Raw genomic sequence first — 17117 nt, 5'->3', positions numbered from 1 at the left:
CCTCCACTCACATCAAATCTATTATTAGAATATTGATTCTTTTTTGACTGCGATCAAGGCGTCTGTCAAGCGTCGAACAGCCTGGCCGGCAGCAACCGTGCGATCAGCGCGACCAGCAGCAGTAACAGAACCATGACCGCCGCCGTTTGCGTGAAGGCTGCGCGGGTAACCTCTGCCTCCTGCGCACCCTTGGCAAGCCATAGAAACAGCGCCCCGATGCCCGCCGCGCCGATCGCGCTGCCCAGTTGCTGCACCGCCTTCAGCACGCCGCCCGCCGCCCCGGCATGGGCCTTGTCGATGCGCGCCAGCGCGATCGGTGTCAGCGGCCCGGCCAGCATCCCCATGCCCAATCCCGCCAGCAGCAGCGCGATCGCCAGCGGCAACATCGGCCCGCCCCAGGCAAAGACCGGTACCAGCAGGCCAATGCCCGCCATCATGCACAGCGCGCCCAGCACCAGCACATTGCGCCCCAGCCTGGGCACCAGTCCGCGCCCGATGAACCCGACACCCAGCCCCGCACCAATGGCGAAGGGGATATGCGCCACACCGGCCGCCAGCGGGTCCATGCCAAGGCCGATCTGCAACACCAGCATCATGGTCAGCAGCAAGCCCGCCGTCGCCACCGCGAAGATCAAAGACACGATCACGCCCAGCCCGAAGCTGCGTTGCCGGAACAGCGCGGGATCAAGCAGGGCGGACCCGTCCTGCGCCGTGCGCGCGGTCAGATAGCGCAGCGTCGTCCAGAGGAGCGGCACGGTCGCCGCGAGCAGCATCACGCACCAGAGCGGCCAGCCCAGATCGCGGCCGATCGCCAGCGGAAAGATCAGCGCGAACAGGGTCGCCATCACCAGTACATTGCCGCGCCAGTCCATCCGCAACGGATGGGCCGATCGCCCGATCGGCAGATATTTCAGCGCGGCGATCACTCCGGCCACACCCAGCGGCGCGTTGATGAAGAAGATCGGGCGCCAGCCGAGGCCGCCGATATTCGCGTCGATCAGCGCCCCGCCGACGATCGGGCCGAGAATGGCGGATACGCCGCCCAGCAGGCCGAACATGCCCAGCACGCCCACCCGTTCCGACGGGCCATAAAGCAGTTGGATCAGCGCCAGCACCTGCGGCGCCATCAGCGCCGCCGTCGCCCCCTGCGCGATCCGCGCCAGCACCAGATGCAGTGCGTCATCGGCAAGGCCACAGGCCACCGAACTCAGCGAAAAACCAATGATCCCGGTCAGAAACAGGCGGCGATAACCATAAAGGTCGCCCAACCGCCCACCGCTGATGAGGAGCATGCCGAAGGCGAGCGCATAGCCGGCCACGATCCACTGCACCGCCAGCGCGCTGGCATGCAGGTCGGAACGGATCGCCGGCACCGCGACATTGACGATCGTGCCGTCCAGCACATCGACCACGAAGGCGATGATGAGCGTGCCCAGCGCCGCGCGACGCTGGCCCGGACTGAGGGATGCCGCCGCTTGCGCCGCGTCCATCAAAGCCGCCCGTCCTTCAGCATCGTGACCGCCGCGTCGCACGCCCGCGCCGTCAGCGCCATATAGGTGAGCGAGGGATTCTGGCAGGCGGACGAGGCCATCGCCGCGCCATCCGTGACGAACAGGTTGGGCACGTCATGCGCGCGGTTCCATTTGTCCAGCACCGACGTCGACGGATCATTCCCCATGCGTGCGCCGCCCATTTCGTGAATGGAGGAACCACCCGCCCCCGGCTGGTCGAAACCGAACAGATAGGTGCCGCCGGCCGCCTCCAGCATCGCCTTCGCCTCGGTCTTCGCGTCGGCCAGCGCGGCGCGCTCATTGGCGCCATGGTCGAAGGCGATGTGCAGCGCCGCCATGCCATGGGCGTCGGTCCTGACCGGGTCCAGCGTCAGCCGATTGGACGCGCGCGGCAGGCTTTCGGCATAGGTGACCAACACCATCTTCCACGGCCCGACCTTGTGGAGCGTGTCCTTCATCTCCGCGCCGATGCCCGGCATCCGCTTGCCCTGCGTCCAGGTCGATTGCAGCGCCCCGCCTTGGTAGCTGTAGCCGCGCGTGAAGCCCCGACCATCCGTCTTGTCCAGATTGCGGAAGCGCGGAATGACGATGCCGGTCGGCCGGTTGCCATAGGTGGTCCGATCCTCGAACCCGTGCATCAGCGCCATGCCCGACAGGGTGGAGGCATGGTCCATGATATGCGTTCCCAGCACGCCGCTGGTGTTGGCAAGGCCCTTGGGGAACAGTTCCGACCGCGATCGCAGCAGGATATGGACGCTGTTGAAGGCGCTGGCGTTGAGGAAGATCATCCGCGCCGTAGCCCGCATATGTTTGCCGGTGGCGGTGTTCAGGATCAGCACCCCGGTCGCCTTCCTCGTGACCGGGTCGACCTCCACTTGGTCCACGATGCTGTCCGTCACCAGCGTCAGATTGCCGGTGGCCTGCGCGGCGGGCAGGGTGGAACTTTGCGTCGAGAAATAGGCACCATAGCTGCATCCGCGCGCGCAGATGGAGCGATATTGGCACTTGGCCCGCCCCTCCTTTTCCTGCGTCAGATTCGCCGTGCGGCCCACGGTCAGGCAGCGGTCGGGCCACTGCTGGCCAATCACGCCGCGCACATGCTGCTCGACCACATTCAGCGCCATGGGCGGCTGGAACCGTCCGTCCGGCAACGCCGCCAGCCCCTCGGCCGATCCCGACACGCCGACGAATTCCTCGACCTTGTCATACCAGGGGGCAAGGTCGGCATAGCGGATCGGCCAGTCGCTGCCATGGCCGTCCGCCTTGTTCGCGCCGAAATCATAGTCGGACCAGCGATAGCATTGCCGCCCCCAGGTCAGCGATCGCCCACCCAATTGATAGCCGCGCCACCAGTTGAACGCCTGCCCTTCGCCCACCGTGTAGGGATTGATGTCGTCGCGAACGAAATGATGCTGGGTAAATTCGTTGAAATGGCGATTGCCCGACTGGACCGGATAGGATTTGAGATATTCCTGCGCATCGCCCATGCCGCGAAAGGGCATCTCCCACGGTGCCTTCATCTCGGTCGGATACTGGCCATGCGGCTCATCCGGCCCGCGTTCGACCAGCAGCACCTTCAGGCCCGCTTGCGTGAGTTCCTTGGCCGCCCAGCCGCCGGTGATACCGGAGCCGACGACGATCGCATCAAAGGTCGCGCTCATCCGAAGTCCACCGCAGTCCAGTCGCTCGAAAAGGCGCGGGTCTGCGGGCCGATCGGAATGTCCGGCTCCCATCGCCCCGGCACCAGTTCATAGCGCAGCTCCTGCGACCCGCCGATTTCGGATGTGTAATAGCCGGTCAGGATCAGCTCCTTGATCTTGTGCCAGGGATGGGCGTCATTGCCGGGCTTGAACGCCTCTGCATCGAGCGCCGCCAGAAGGTCATGCTGCGCCTTGGCGGGGAGGCTGACGAAATCCCCCCTGGCCATGGCGTTCAACTGGCGCCCGACAGCATCGAGCCAGCCGAGCCCCATCGGCGCGGCAGCCCCGACCGCACGCACGGTCGCAAATGGACCAGCCGGCTGCGTCCCTGTCCCGGCCTGCCCATGGCTCAGCGCCAGCAGCAGCCAGTCGGGCACCCTGGCCGCCAGCGCGCCGGGGGTGTCGGTGGCGGGCACGACCAGATCGCTCAGCCGCTCGGCCAACGCCCGCTGCCCGGCATCGGCGCTGCCGCTTTCGCCCTCGGCGTGGCGGCGCCACAGTGCGATCGGCGTGCCGACGCCCAGCGCCAGCAACAGTCCCGCCCCGATCAACTGCCGCCGATCAAGGCCACGCTCACCCAAGGCCTGCTCGCTATGCTGTGCCACTACCCCTCCAACGGACGCTATGAAGGCCGCGCCCATATATGAATTAAAATTGTTGTTCTATTATTAGAAGATGAAGAGGGCGGTGGTCAAGAGCGGTCCGATTTCATGGCATATCGTCCTTGCGAGCGCAGCGGGCTGCGGCCCGCAGCGCTCGCAATGACGGATCTGATGGAAAGTTGTTACGCCTTCCCCGCCAGCCCGATCTGGTCCGCGCTGGCCCAATTGCCATGCAAGCCAAAACGCAGCCGGATCGGCACGCGCACTTCCGCGATCGGCCCCTTGGCGATATCCAGCGCGTCGAACAGCAGCAGGTCGCTGCGATGCTCCTCCAGCCGGTTGCACACCTGTACGATCCAGCCATCGCCCTCCGCGCAATCGGGGCTCCGCGGGATGAAACAGGGTTCCTGCAAGGACGACACAGGCCCGCACCACCAGCGTTGCTCCTCCCCGGTGCGATGGTCGATCAGACCCAGCGTGTTCATCAGCATGCCGGACGGGCTGCCGCCCTTCAACTCCACCGGCTTGGTCGGGTCGATCACCAGCAGCCAGCCATAGCGATAGGGCAGGCCCGTTTGCCGATCGTCAATGCGGGGAAACTCCCCCATCATGGTGGTCAAGCGCCGCACGCTGGCGAAATCCTCGCCATTGGATGCCATGTCCACCGTCCAGCGCGTCAGAAAACTCGCCGATTCCGGCCCATTGAACGGCGCGCCATGGATGTCGGGGAAGAAGGGGAACATGTTGTTCTTCGCTTCGGGCGTGTCGAAATGGATTTTCGTGCCCTCCTGAAACGCGTTCATGACATGGCTGGCGAAGCAATTGTCGCGCTTGAACCAGCGAATGTCCGCGGCGCTCGCATCGGCCCGGCGCGGCAGTACGCCCAGATAGACGGGCAGCGTGGTGTCGAAACCGAAATGCGGCAGCCCCTGCTCCAGCCGCTCCCAGTTCGACGTGCTCGGCACCACATGGAACAGCGCATAATCGGGCGTGATCGCGAAGTCGTGCATCATCGCATAATAGGGCGTTTCGAACCAAAGCTCCTGTTTCAACGCACCATCGGGCGACACGACATAATAGGTCATGTCGCGCGTCAGCACCCCCTTGGCCGCATAGCCGAAGGCGATCATGTCACCGGTAACGGGGTCGATCTTGGGATGGGCGGTGAAGGTCTGCCCCGTCATCGCGCCGGCGAAGCGCGTATAGCCGTCCGTCTCCAGCGTCGCCGGGTCCATCACCAGCGCCGGGCTATCCTCCTTCAACGCATAGAGCCGCCCGCCATGGATGAAAGCCGTCGTGTTGGCAGTGCCGCGTATCTTGCCCTTCACCGACTCGTCATCGGTCAGCGGATTGCGATAGGCGCCGAACAGCGCCCGGCCCGCTTCATGCTCCAGCTTCCATTTGTCCGTCTTGGCCCAGCGCTGGCGCAGGTCGACCCGGCCATCCTTGAACCGGAACATCGAAATCATGCCATCGCCGTTGAAAGCGATGTCGTCGCCCAGCAATGGCGGAAATTGCGGGTCCGGCTGCACCCGGTAGAAGGCCCCGTCCAGGTCCGGCGGCACGGCCCCCTTCACGTCCAGATCGGCAATGTCCGCCTCGATCCGCGAAGGCGTGTTGAAACCCGTGAAGGACGGTGTGTCCGGAAAATGCGCCACGGCTGATCCTCTCCCTGTTCTGGTTGACGATATTGTATGTGACAATCACATTTTTTCAAGCCGCAGGATTGACGATCCAAGTCTTACTGCGCACACTGTTACTATGAATACCATGAAAGACATTGAGCCGCTCGACCTCTTCCCCGATCCCGGCCTCAGCGGCATCGACGGGCTGGTCGGCTTTCACATCCGGCTGGCCAGCGCGGCGGTCTATCAACATTTTACCGAAACGTTCAGCGACCTCGGCCTCACCCAGAAACAGGTCGCCGTCCTCTGGCTGATCGAAGATCAGCCCGGCATCGCCCAGGCCGATATCGGCCGCCGGCTGAAGATGGACCGGGCCAGCGTCATGGCCATCGTCAATCGCATGCAGGACCGGGGTTTTCTGACCCGTGGCGCGTCCGCACAGGATCGCCGACGCCAGACGTTAAGCCTGACCGACAGCGGCCGCGACTCGCTTGGCGATGCGCGCACCTGCATCGCGGAGCATGAGAATTGGCTCAAGGCCCGGTTCAGCCCGGCCGAAACCGCGATGCTGGTGGAGTTGCTGCGCCGCGTCTACGTCTGACCCGGCAAAGGACGATATGCGGGATTTTCGCGGCCTTCCCCTCCCGGCCGCGACCATCCTGTTACTGGCACTACTACCAATAGAGACAACAGCATTATTTGCCCTCTCGCAATGTCGGCAAATATTGCGACAATGTTCGTCATCGGGGCTATCAGGCCCTTGCAACCGATAAAATTGTATGTCTTACTAACAATCGACACACAGCATGTCACAAGGCGGATCACGTCCGGTCAGGATGGATCTTACAAAGCCGGATCAGGAGAGGGGATTACCCATGCAACACGATATTCGTGCAATGATGTCGCGCGCCCTGTTGGCGTCGGCCTCCATCCTCGCAATCACCACGCCAGCGTCGGCGCAATCATCGGCCCAGCCGCCAGCGGCCGCACCGCAGGCGGCCGAGCAGGGCACGGCGTCGCAATCGTCCGTCGCGGACATCGTCGTCACGGCTCAGTTCCGCGCCCAGCGATTGCAGGACACGCCGATCTCCATCACCGCCGTCGGCGCCGCCGAACTGGAAGCCAAGAGCCAGACCAACCTGGCGCAGATGGCCGATGCCGCGCCCAACGTATCGTTGAAGCCTCAGGGAGCCTCCTTCGGCCCGTCCATCACCGCCTCCATTCGCGGCGTGGGCCAGAACGATTTCAACCCGGCCTATGAACCGGGTGTCGGCATCTATATCGACGATGTCTATTATCCGCAGTTGACCGGCGCGGTGTTCGAACTGCTCGATCTCGACCGCGTGGAAATCCTGCGCGGGCCACAGGGCACGCTGGCCGGCCGCAATGCCGAGGGCGGCGCGATCAAACTCTATTCCAAGCGACCCAGCGGCGATGGCGGCGGCTTTGTCGAGGTCAATTACGGCATCCGCAACCGCATCGGCATCCGCGCCGCCGCCGATTTCGGCATCACCGACACGCTGGCCGTCCGCATTTCCGGCGTCGCCAAGCAGCAGGAAGGGTTCGTCGACCGCATCGACTATGGCTGCGCCAATCCGGGCAGCGGCATCCCGTCGACCCAGCCGGCCGGAGACTGCACCATCAGCAAGCTGGGCGGCGTCGGCTATCAGGCGATCCGCGCCATCGCCTTCTGGGAACCCAGCGACAAGCTGGATGTCACGGTGATCGGCGATTACACCCGCGACGAACATACGATCGCCGGCGAAGTGCTGATCGCGACCAACCCCGTCAATTCGCCCAACACCAACCCGGCACCCGGCGTCGTCTATGATGATCGTTTCATCTGCGGCCGCTATTGCAACTATATCGGCACAGGCCAGCCCGCAGGCGTGTGGGTGCCGCCCATCCCGGTCGATCCTTTCGGCGCGGCCGGCACGCCACTCGCTGCCACCCAGGGCACCGACCGCAGCCTCTACAAGGGCTGGGGGGTGTCGGGCCAGATCAACTATGCCCTGTCCGACGCCTTCAAACTGTCGTCCATCACCGGCTATCGCACCTTCAACACCCAATTCGATTCCGATGACGACATCTCGCCCGCCAATATCGGCTTTGGCCGCAACTATCTGGAGAATTGGAGCTTCAGCCAGGAAGTCCGATTGAACGCGGAACTGGGCGACAATCTGAACGCTACCGTCGGCGGCTATTATTTCAGGCAGAAATCGACCTATGACTCGCTTCAGGATATTCGCTACGTCCCGGTCTATCCGCTGCAATTCCGCCAGCCCGACCCGACCAAGGCAGAGGCGAAGGCCGCCTTCGCACATCTGTCCTGGAAACCGATCGACCGCCTGACACTCAGCGGTGGCCTTCGCTACACCACGGAAACGAAGGACCAGACCTATTTCCGCCTGAACTATGACGGCACGGTCAATGCCTTCCTCGATCCGGTCGGCGCGGCCTATGGCATCGGCTATTCGGGTGCGGACACGCTCGATACCAATTTCAATGGCAACACCACTGAAACTGTCACGGCCTTGTCCGGCCTCACCGCCCATTATAGCGCCAAACGCTGGGACTATCGCATTGCCGCCGACTATCGCCTGACCGACAGCCTGATGGTCTATGGTTCGGTGTCCACCGGCTTCAAGGGCGGCGGTTCCAACCCGCGCCCGTTCAACACACAGCAGGTCATCGCCTTCCGCCCGGAAAAGCTGACCGCCTATGAAATCGGCTTCAAGAGCGACTTCTTCGATCGCCGGGTCCGATTGAACGCCGCCGCCTTCATCAACGACTATATCGATATCCAGATCCCGGTGCTGACCTGCCCCGGCGCACCCTGCGCCGCGCGGCTCAATGCCGGCGATGCGCGGGTAAAGGGGTTTGAAGCGGAACTGTCCGCCTATCCGATCGACGGCCTCGCGATCGATGCGTCGATCAGCTATCTCGACTTTAAATATATCGCCAGCAGCCTTGATCCCGCCGCGTCATTCCCGACCAATCCGGGCGGCGTGTCGGCCAATGATCCGCCGGCATCGCCGCCCTGGAAGTTCAGCGCAGGCGCGCAATATAAGATCGACCTGGACAAGGCCGGCAGCCTGACCCCGCGGTTCGACGTCACTTATGAAGACAAGAAATTCGGCGGCGGCGCGGTCATCAATGGCGTGCGTGTCCTCAACTTCGTACCGGCCTACACGCTCGCCAATGCGCGACTGACCTGGCAGAATGCGGACGAGGATCTCGACGTGTCGTTCGAAGTCACCAACCTCTTCGATAAATATTATTATCTCTCCATCTTCGACCTGCGCGGCGCAGGCGCAGGCGTGCGGAAGGCACGCCCCGGCAATCCGCGCGAATGGGCGATCACCGTGAAGAAGAAATTCTAGGCCTCCCCCTCGGTCGGTCGGGCTGCACACGGCCCGGCCGGCTTCTTTTTGGAGACGCATCCGGCATGACCGACGTCACACTTTATCATTGGGAACCCAACGCCAATTCGGGAAAGCCCATGCTGGCCTTGTTCGAAAAGGGCGTCGCGTTCGACAGCCATTATCTCGACCTGCTGAATTTCGACCAGCACCGGCCCGACTATCTGGCGGTCAATCCGCTCGGCACCATTCCGGCGATGACGCATGGCAAATTGGTGCTGACCGAATCCACCGCGATCATGGAATATGTGGATGAGGCATTCGATGGCCCCCGCCTGATGCCCGCCGATCCGGTCGACCAGTGGCGCACGCGCTGGTGGATGAAGTTCCTCGACCAGTGGCTCGCGCCCAGCTTCTCCATGATCGGCTGGAGCGTCTTCGTCGGCCCGTCGGTGCGGCAGAAAGACCCGGCCGAACTGGAAGCCGCGATCGACCGCATCCCCATGCCCGAACGGCGCACCGCCTGGCGCAAGGCGATCAACGGTGCCTTCTCGCCAGAGGAGATGACGGAATCGCAGCGCCGCGTAGCTCTCGGCATCGGCTATCTGGAACAGGCGCTGGGCCAGCGCGAATGGCTGGCGTCGGCCAGCTATGGCCTGGCCGACATCAACGGCTTCAACCTCGCCTATGCCATGCCCTTGTCGCAACCGCATCTGTGCAATGACGAATTGACCCCCAACATCATGCGCTGGCTGCGCGCCATCTATGCGCGCCCCGCCACCCGCGCCTGCTGGGCGCTTGGCCGCACCGACCTCGCCCGCCGCATCTCCCTGCTCGAAAGCGAACCCGCATGACCGGCATCCTCTATCATGGCCAGCCCAACGGCCCGTCCTTCACCGTCCTTGCCGCCGCGTTCGAGAAAGGCGTCGATCTGGACCTGCGCGCCATAGATCTGGTTGCGGGCGAGCGGCACTCCACCGCCCTGCCCCACCCCCTTGAAGTCGATCAATCGATCGAGGGCGAAGGCCCGGTGCTGGTCGTGGACGGCGTGGCGATGACCGACAGCGTCTTTCTCGCCTGCTATCTGGATGACGTCGGCGGCGGCCCGGCCATCCGCCCGGCCGATCCCTATGCCCGCTGGCAGATGATGGCCTGGTGCCGTTATGTGATCGAGCGCGTGGCTCCTGCCGCCGCCGCGCTCGGCAATGCCGCCACCCCGCCCGCATCCGTCCCCGCCGGCATCGCCAGCGCAGACCTCGCCGCCCGCTGGACGCAGGCAGTGGAAGGCAAGGTCGACGAAGCCCATCTGGCCGACAGCCGGACCAAGATCGTGCAGGCGGTCGAGAAGATCGAGGCGCAACTGGCCGACGGCCGCGACTGGCTGATGGGCGATTTCTCGATCGCGGATCTTGAAACCCATGCCTGGCTGGCGGGCATGCGCCGCCTCGTGCCCGACGCCTTTGCCGCCGCGCCACTGACCGACGCCTGGGAAGCGCGGCTGCGCGCCCGCCCGGCGGTGGCGCGGGCGCTCGGCCTCGCCACCGTGCCCAACCCCGAAGCCATCTGGGCCATCGGCCCGGAGATCAACCGCTGGGGCTGATGGGATGCGCGCGATCGACTATTTCGACCGGGGCCATGATATCGACCCCGAAAGCCCCTGCCTGATCGATGTGGAGAGCGGCGAAACGCTGAGCTTCGCGGCGGTCAGGACGCAAACCATCCGGATCGCCGCCGCACTCCACGCGGCGGGCTTCCGCAACCAGCAGCCGATCGCGCTTTATGGTCCCAACAGCGCGACGATAATGGTCGCCCTGCTCGCCATCTGGCGCGCCAATGGCCAGTGGGTGCCGGTCAACACCCGCAACGCCATCGACGCCAACGCCGCCTATCTCGACTATGTGCGTTGCGGCTGGCTCTTCTACCACAGCAGCCAGGCGGACGATGTGGCGGCGCTCAAGGCCCGCGTCCCCGGCCTCACCCATTTCGTCTGCCTCGACCGGCCCCATGACGGCGATCCCTCGCTCGATCAGTTCATCTGCGACAGCGAGTTGGACAGCTTGCCGGACTTCTCCGATCCCTTCGGCAAGCCGGACGATGTCGTCGGCCTCTTCCCCACCGGCGGCACCACCGGACCGTCCAGGGGCGTGGTCGTCACCAATCTGGGCTGGGGCACGATGATCGAAACGCTGGCGCAGGCGGTCGACGGAAGAACCGAAACACCTGTCTCACTCGTTGTCGCACCGATCACCCATGCGGCTGGGCCGGTGGCGCTGGCCACGCTGTCGCTGGGCGCTAGCCAAGTGATCCTGCCCGGCTTCGACGCCCCCGCCGTGCTGGACACGATCGCGCGGCATCGCGTCACCCATGTCTATATGCCGCCGACCGCGCTCTACAGCCTGCTCGACGCGCCGGAACTGGCGCGCAGCGACACATCTTCCCTCAAAATCTTCCTGCTCGTCGGATCGCCCGTCTCGCCGGAAAAGCTGCGGCAGGCGGTGGAGATATTCGGCCCCTGTCTGTGCCAGACCTATGGTCAGGTGGAATCACCGATGATCGTCACCTGGCTCTCGCCGGAGGATGTCGCGGCGGCGGCATCGGGCGACCGGCCCGAACGGCTCGCCAGTTGCGGTCGGCCCAGCCGCTCCGTGCGCGTCGCCATCATGGGCGAAGACGGCGCGCTGCTGCCCGATGGCGAGGCCGGCGAACTGGTGGTGCGCGGCGTGCTCGTCTCGCGCGAATATTATGCCATGCCCGATGCCACGGCCGAAGTGCGCACCCATGGCTGGCATCACACCGGCGACATCGCCCGGCGCGACAAGGACGGCTATCTGTACATCGTCGATCGCAAGAAGGACATGGTCGTGTCCGGCGGCTTCAACGTCTTCTCCGCCGAGGTGGAGGCGGCCGTCACCGAACTGGCAGCGGTGCGCGAATGTGCGGTCATCGGCATCCCCCATGAAAAATGGGGCGAGGCCGTCCATGCCATTGTCGTCGCCGACAATATCGGTGAGACTGAGATCATATCCCATGCCAAGGCCCGGCTGGGCGGCGTGAAGGCGCCCAAGAGCGTCGCCTTCGTCCCCGCCATCCCCCGGACCGCCGCCGGAAAGATGGACAAGAAAGCCCTGCGCGCCGCCTATTGGTCCGGCGCGCGGATGGTCAATTAGGTGCCGGATGCAGAAACCTGCACCGCATAAGGAGAGGATGAAAATGCGGGTCGCGATTGCGCTGCTGTTGGGAACGAGTCTGGCCCTGTCGGCCTGCGGCAAAGGCACGAGCCAGGAAGCGGCCGCCCCGGCCTCGACTGGCGGCGTCGATGCCGCCCGCATCATCGCCGCCAAGCCTGCCGAATGGCTCTCCACCGGCCGCACCTATGACGAGCAGCGGTTCAGCCCGCTGTCCGCGATCAATCAGGACACGGTCGGCAAGCTCGGCCTCGCCTGGTCCGCGGACATGGACACCAATCGCGGGCAGGAAGCGACGCCGTTGTTCATCGATGGCGTGCTCTACACCTCCACCGCCTGGAGCATGGTGAAGGCCTATGACGCGCGCAGCGGCAAGCTGCTCTGGTCCTACGACCCGGAAGTCCCGCGCGACACCCTGGTCAAGGCCTGTTGCGACGCGGTCAATCGTGGTGTCGCGGCATGGGGCGACAAATTGTTCGTCGGCACGCTCGACGGCCGCCTGATCGCGATCGACCGCAAGAGCGGCAGGCCGGTCTGGAGCAAGGTCACGCTCGACCAGACCAAAAATTACACCATCACCGGCGCGCCGCGCGTGGTGAACGGCATGGTCGTGATCGGCAATGGCGGGGCGGAGTTCGGCGCGCGCGGCTATGTCGCGGCTTATGATGCCGACACCGGCGCGGAAAAGTGGAAATTCTATACCGTCCCGGCCCAGCCCGGCACGGAAAAGGAGCCGGACTACCTCAAGAAAGCGGCCGCCACCTGGTATGGGCAATGGTGGAAACAGGGCGGCGGCGGCACCGTGTGGGACGCCATGGCCTATGACCCGGACCTCGACCTGCTCTATATCGGCGTCGGCAATGGATCGCCATGGAACCAGGCCTATCGGTCGGATGGCAAGGGCGACAATCTCTATCTGTCCTCGATCGTCGCGGTCCATGCCAGGACTGGCGAATATGCCTGGCATTACCAGACCACGCCCGGCGATAGCTGGGACTTCACCGCCACTCAGCACATCATGCTCGCCGACATGGAGATTGGCGGCCAGAAGCGCAAAGTGTTGATGCAGGCGCCCAAGAACGGCTTTTTCTACGTGCTGGATCGCACCAATGGAAAGCTGCTGTCGGCAAAGAATTTCGTGCCGGTCAACTGGGCCAGCGGCATCGACATGGCGACCGGCCGTCCGATCGAAAATCCTGAGGCGCGGTACTACAAGACCGGCAAGCCCTTCATCGGCTCGCCCGGCGCGACCGGCGCGCATAGCTGGCATCCCATGGCCTTCGATCCCAAGAGCCAGACCGTGTTCATTCCCGCCAACCTTGCCGCTTTCCCCTACATCCCGGAAAAGGGGTGGAAGGCGAACAGGCTGGGCTTCAATGTCGGCGTGGATATCGCCGCCGCCGCCATGCCCGCCGACAAGGCGGTGCGCGACGCTGCGATGAAGGCGACCACTGGTGCGCTCATCGCCTGGGACCCGGTCGCGCAGAAGGAAAAATGGCGCGTCTCCTACAAGGGGCCGTGGAATGGCGGGCTGCTGGCGACCGGCGGCGACCTGGTGTTTCAGGGGACGGCGACCGGCGACTTCAACGCTTATGCGACCAAGGACGGCCGCAAACTCTGGTCCTTCCCGGCGCAGACCGGCATCGTCGCGGCGCCCATCAGCTATGAACTGGACGGGCAGCAATATGTCGCGGTGATGGCGGGCTGGGGCGGCGTCTGGGCGCTGGCCCCCGGCGTCCTGTCCGACAAGAGCGGGCCGAGCCGTAATATCAGCCGGCTATTGGTGTTCAAGCTCGACGGCAAGGCCGCGCTCCCCCCCGCGCCGCCGCTGACCGCCATGCCGCTCGACCCGCCGCCCTCCACCGCCAGCGCGGCGCAGATCGCGGCGGGCGCGGCGCGCTTCGGCCGCTATTGCAGCACCTGCCATGGCGACGCGGCGATCGGCGGCAGCATCGTCCCCGACCTGCGCCGCAGCGCCCCCTTGAACGACAAGGCGACCTGGCAGATGATCGTGCATGACGGCGCATTGAAGGATAATGGCATGGTCAGCTTCGCGTCGATCTTCTCCGCGCAAGAGATCGAAGACATCCGCGCCTATGTCATCCACCGCGCCAATGAGGACAAGACACTGGAAAGCAAGCCAAATGCCCGTTGATCCGACCCCAATTGATCCGACCAAAGTCATCGCCATCGACGTGCATGTCCATGCCGAAGTGTCGTGCCACGATCCCGAAGACCCGGTGATGGCCAAATATTTCGATGCCGCCTCGGCCTATTTCAAGGCGGATCGCAAGCGGCCCACCATCCCCGAAACCATCGCTTATTACCGCGCCCAGAATATCGCCTTCTGCCTGTTCACCGTCGATTGCGAAAGCGGCATCGGGGCCAAGCGGATCAGCAATTATGAAGTCGCGGAACTGGCCGCCAACGACAGCGACATCGTGATCCCCTTCGCCTCCATCGACCCGCGCAAGGGCAAGTATGGCGCGCGCGAAGCCCGCGACCTGGTGGAAAATTACGGGGTCAAGGGCTTCAAATTCCACGGCATCATGCAGGATTGCCACCCGGCCGACCGGGTCGCCTATCCGATCTATGAAGTGATCGCCGAATATAAGCTGCCCGCCATCTTCCACACCGGCCATTCCGGCATGGGGACGGGGATGCGCGGCGGCGGCGGGGTGCGCCTGAAATATGGGCAGCCGATCCTGGTCGATGACGTCGCGGTCGATTTTCCCGACATGAAGATCATTCTGGCCCATCCAAGCTGGCCCTGGACCGACGAAAGCCTGTCGATGGCGCTGCACAAGGATAATGTCTTCATGGACCTGTCCGGCTGGTCGCCCAAATATTTCCCGAAACAGGTGATCCAGTACGCCAACACGCAGCTCAAGCATAAGATGCTGTTCGGCTCCGACTGGCCGCTTATACGCCCGGAAAAATGGATCGACGCCGCCCGCGAGGCAGGCTTCCGCGAAGAGGTGCTGCCGCTCATCATGAAGGATAATGCGGTCAAGCTGCTGGGGTTGGGCTGATCTCCTTACCTTGCTCGCCGGCGAAGGCCGGGGAAGGATAGGTGTAGCTGTCCTACCGCCCGATTATCTGTCATGAAGTCCGTCATTGCGAACGTAGCGAAGCTGCGCTCGCAATGACGGCAGTTTATTGGATAATGTCCAACTTTTGTTCTTAAATTTCAAAACCTACGGGAAATGTGCGAAGTTAAGGCCGTTCCTGTAGGATAATCGCTTTCAAAAAGCTGGCCGGGCAGACCCCTTTATCCGTCCCGGCCAGAGGCATATCTAACCCTCGACCTTTTCCCGCTTCTCGCCCCCCGGCACGCCATGGGCCACGCGCTTTGCATAGTCGGGATCATCCTCCGGCCGCGCCACCGCCGCCATGACGCGCGCGTGGATTTCCTCCAGCGTCCCGCGAAATTCGGGATAAGGCAGGATGTAAAGCTGGTCCGCTTCCACGCCCTTCAGCACATAGTGCGCCAGCACTTCCGGCTCCATGCCAACCGCAATCACCTGCTTCAGATGCGCCATGACATCGGGGTCCGCGCCATAATAGCCGGTCTTCTGGAGATGCGCCGGGCGGGTCAGCACCGCTTCATGGATGTTGCTATTCACCGCGCCGGGGCAGAGCATCGACACGCCGATGCCATGATCTGCCAGATCCAGCGCCAGACATTCGCTCAGGCCCCGGATCGCCATCTTCGATGTGCAATAGATGCCCGTCCCCTTGAGCGCCACAAAGGCAGACATGGACGCGGTATTGACGATATGGCCGCCATTGCCCCGCTCGATCATGCGCGGCACGAAGGTTTGGATGCCATTGATGACGCCGCGCAGATTGACGTCCAGTTGCCAGTCCCAATCGTCATAGGTGGCGTTCTGGAGCGGGCCGAAGATCGACACGCCCGCCGTGTTGAACAACAGTTCCACCGGCCCCAGCTTCGCCTCCACTTCGTCAGCGGCGCGGGCATAGGCGGCGCGGTCGGTGATATCCAGCTTCACCGCCATCACATCATGGCCGCGCCCGTCGAACCAGGCCATCGCCTCGTCCAGATGGTCCTGCCTTATGTCGGCGATCGCGACCTTGCACCCGGCCTGGGCGAAGACCTTCGCCTGCCCCAGCGCCACGCCCGATCCGCCGCCGGTGATGAAGGCCGTGCGTCCCGCGACCTGCGTCATGCCGCCAGTTCCTTCGCCTTGCGGCGCGCCAACTGGTCATCGAACACCGGATTGGACAGCAGGAAGCCGATCTCCTTCGCCCGATCCTGATTGATCGCCTCATCGGGCACCGACGCCAGGATCGCGTCGAACCGGGTCTTCATGCCGGCGCCGAATTCGGGATGGGTCAGGATGTAGAGGTCGTTGTTGCGGATACCGGCCAGCACCCGCTCGCCCACCTCGTCCGCGCTCATCCAGAGCGGGGAGACGGGCCGCTGTTCCAGTTCCTCTTCACGCTGGCGATAGCCGCTATCCTCGCGATACTCGGCTGGCCGCAATTCGCCGCTATGGGCGATATGGCTCTGCACCGGACCCGGCATGAAAGCCGATACACCGATATTTTCGGCCGCCAGCTCACCCCGGATCGCTTCGGATATGCCCAGCACAGCCGCCTTGGCCGCCGTATAGATGGCCGAATAGCTGATCGGGATCAGCGCCGATTGAGAGGAGGTGGTGACGATCTGCCCGCCCTCGCCATGCGCCTTGATGCGCGGCAGGATCGTGACGAGGCCGTTGATGACCCCGCCCAGATTGACGCCCATGCCCCAATCCCAGTCATCGAAGCGGGCATCCAGCACTGGTCCCATCACGCCGATGCCGGCGTTGCCGATCAACATATGGATCTTGCCGAAGCGCGCCTCCGCCGCGTCTGCGGCGCGGGCAAAAGCCGCGCGGTCGGTGACGTCCAGTTGCACCGTCTGCACCTGCGCGTCCGAACCAAGGTCGGCCTTCGCCTGCGCCAGAGAGTCCTCGCGAATGTCGGCGATCACCACATTGGCGCCCGCCCGCACCAGCGCGCGGGCTATGCCCAGCCCTATGCCGTTCGCGCCGCCAGTGATGAAGGCGGTCCTGCCATGCACATCGCCCATCGGGCTGGTTGCTGTCGTCATCTGATCCTCTCCC

General features: G+C 64.1%; 13 protein-coding genes. 7 read left to right on the top strand and 6 right to left on the bottom strand.

The genetic code is table 11. From position 1 onward, the window contains the following. Window positions 1–65: 65 nt before the first annotated feature. From ASE85_RS06120 to ASE85_RS06105, 4 genes are all read right to left on the bottom strand, one after another. The gene (locus ASE85_RS06120) at window positions 66–1490 is read right to left on the bottom strand and encodes an MFS transporter (protein ID WP_056685202.1); all 1425 of its coding nucleotides are present in this window, start codon (window positions 1488–1490) and stop codon (window positions 66–68) included. Then, on the bottom strand, window positions 1490–3172 hold the full coding sequence (locus tag ASE85_RS06115) for a GMC oxidoreductase (RefSeq protein WP_056685199.1): 1683 nt from the start codon (window positions 3170–3172) through the stop codon (window positions 1490–1492). Before ASE85_RS06115 ends, ASE85_RS06120 begins: the two co-directional genes overlap by 1 nt. Continuing rightward, window positions 3169–3816 (bottom strand): gluconate 2-dehydrogenase subunit 3 family protein, encoded by a 648-nt coding sequence (locus ASE85_RS06110; RefSeq protein WP_235523305.1) that lies wholly within the window; start codon window positions 3814–3816, stop codon window positions 3169–3171. Before ASE85_RS06110 ends, ASE85_RS06115 begins: the two co-directional genes overlap by 4 nt. A gap of 179 nt (window positions 3817–3995) precedes the next feature. Beyond that, window positions 3996–5471 (bottom strand): carotenoid oxygenase family protein, encoded by a 1476-nt coding sequence (locus ASE85_RS06105; RefSeq protein ID WP_056685196.1) that lies wholly within the window; start codon window positions 5469–5471, stop codon window positions 3996–3998. Between the two features lie 112 nt (window positions 5472–5583). Here ASE85_RS06105 and ASE85_RS06100 point away from each other — a divergent pair, with 112 nt between their 5' ends. The 7 genes from ASE85_RS06100 to ASE85_RS06070 all read left to right on the top strand — a co-directional run bounded on the left by ASE85_RS06100 (window position 5584) and on the right by ASE85_RS06070 (window position 15017). Continuing rightward, entirely contained in the window at window positions 5584–6039 is a 456-nt protein-coding gene (locus ASE85_RS06100) for a MarR family winged helix-turn-helix transcriptional regulator (protein WP_235523303.1), read from the top strand. Window positions 6040–6313: 274 nt separating this feature from the next. Continuing rightward, window positions 6314–8821 (top strand): TonB-dependent receptor, encoded by a 2508-nt coding sequence (locus tag ASE85_RS06095; protein WP_235523296.1) that lies wholly within the window; start codon window positions 6314–6316, stop codon window positions 8819–8821. A 65-nt stretch (window positions 8822–8886) separates the two neighbouring features. Next, window positions 8887–9654, top strand: a complete 768-nt coding sequence (locus ASE85_RS06090; protein WP_056685189.1) for a glutathione S-transferase family protein — start codon at window positions 8887–8889, stop codon at window positions 9652–9654. Continuing rightward, the gene (locus ASE85_RS06085; RefSeq protein WP_056685186.1) at window positions 9651–10400 is read left to right on the top strand and encodes a glutathione S-transferase family protein; all 750 of its coding nucleotides are present in this window, start codon (window positions 9651–9653) and stop codon (window positions 10398–10400) included. The genes ASE85_RS06090 and ASE85_RS06085 overlap by 4 nt, the downstream gene beginning before the upstream one ends. 4 nt (window positions 10401–10404) lie before the next feature. Next, the gene (locus tag ASE85_RS06080) at window positions 10405–11967 is read left to right on the top strand and encodes an AMP-binding protein (protein ID WP_056685183.1); all 1563 of its coding nucleotides are present in this window, start codon (window positions 10405–10407) and stop codon (window positions 11965–11967) included. 37 nt (window positions 11968–12004) lie between these two features. Continuing rightward, complete coding sequence (locus ASE85_RS06075; RefSeq protein ID WP_056685181.1) at window positions 12005–14140, top strand: PQQ-dependent dehydrogenase, methanol/ethanol family; 2136 nt, start codon at window positions 12005–12007, stop codon at window positions 14138–14140. After that, on the top strand, window positions 14130–15017 hold the full coding sequence (locus tag ASE85_RS06070) for an amidohydrolase family protein (protein WP_082462680.1): 888 nt from the start codon (window positions 14130–14132) through the stop codon (window positions 15015–15017). Before ASE85_RS06075 ends, ASE85_RS06070 begins: the two co-directional genes overlap by 11 nt. Window positions 15018–15281: 264 nt before the next feature. Here ASE85_RS06070 and ASE85_RS06065 read toward each other — a convergent pair whose 3' ends face one another. Together ASE85_RS06065 and ASE85_RS06060 are read right to left on the bottom strand one after the other, a co-directional pair. Continuing rightward, window positions 15282–16175 (bottom strand): SDR family NAD(P)-dependent oxidoreductase, encoded by an 894-nt coding sequence (locus ASE85_RS06065; RefSeq protein ID WP_056685178.1) that lies wholly within the window; start codon window positions 16173–16175, stop codon window positions 15282–15284. Next, window positions 16172–17104 carry an SDR family oxidoreductase gene (locus ASE85_RS06060; protein ID WP_056685175.1) on the bottom strand — a complete coding sequence of 311 codons (933 nt, stop codon included), beginning with the start codon at window positions 17102–17104 and terminating at the stop codon, window positions 16172–16174. Before ASE85_RS06060 ends, ASE85_RS06065 begins: the two co-directional genes overlap by 4 nt. Window positions 17105–17117: the final 13 nt, after the last annotated feature.

It is taken from the genome of Sphingobium sp. Leaf26, from assembly GCF_001421665.1.
In the GTDB taxonomy this organism is placed as follows: Bacteria; Pseudomonadota; Alphaproteobacteria; order Sphingomonadales; family Sphingomonadaceae; genus Sphingobium.
This window is presented reverse-complemented; position numbering and strand designations above follow the sequence as displayed.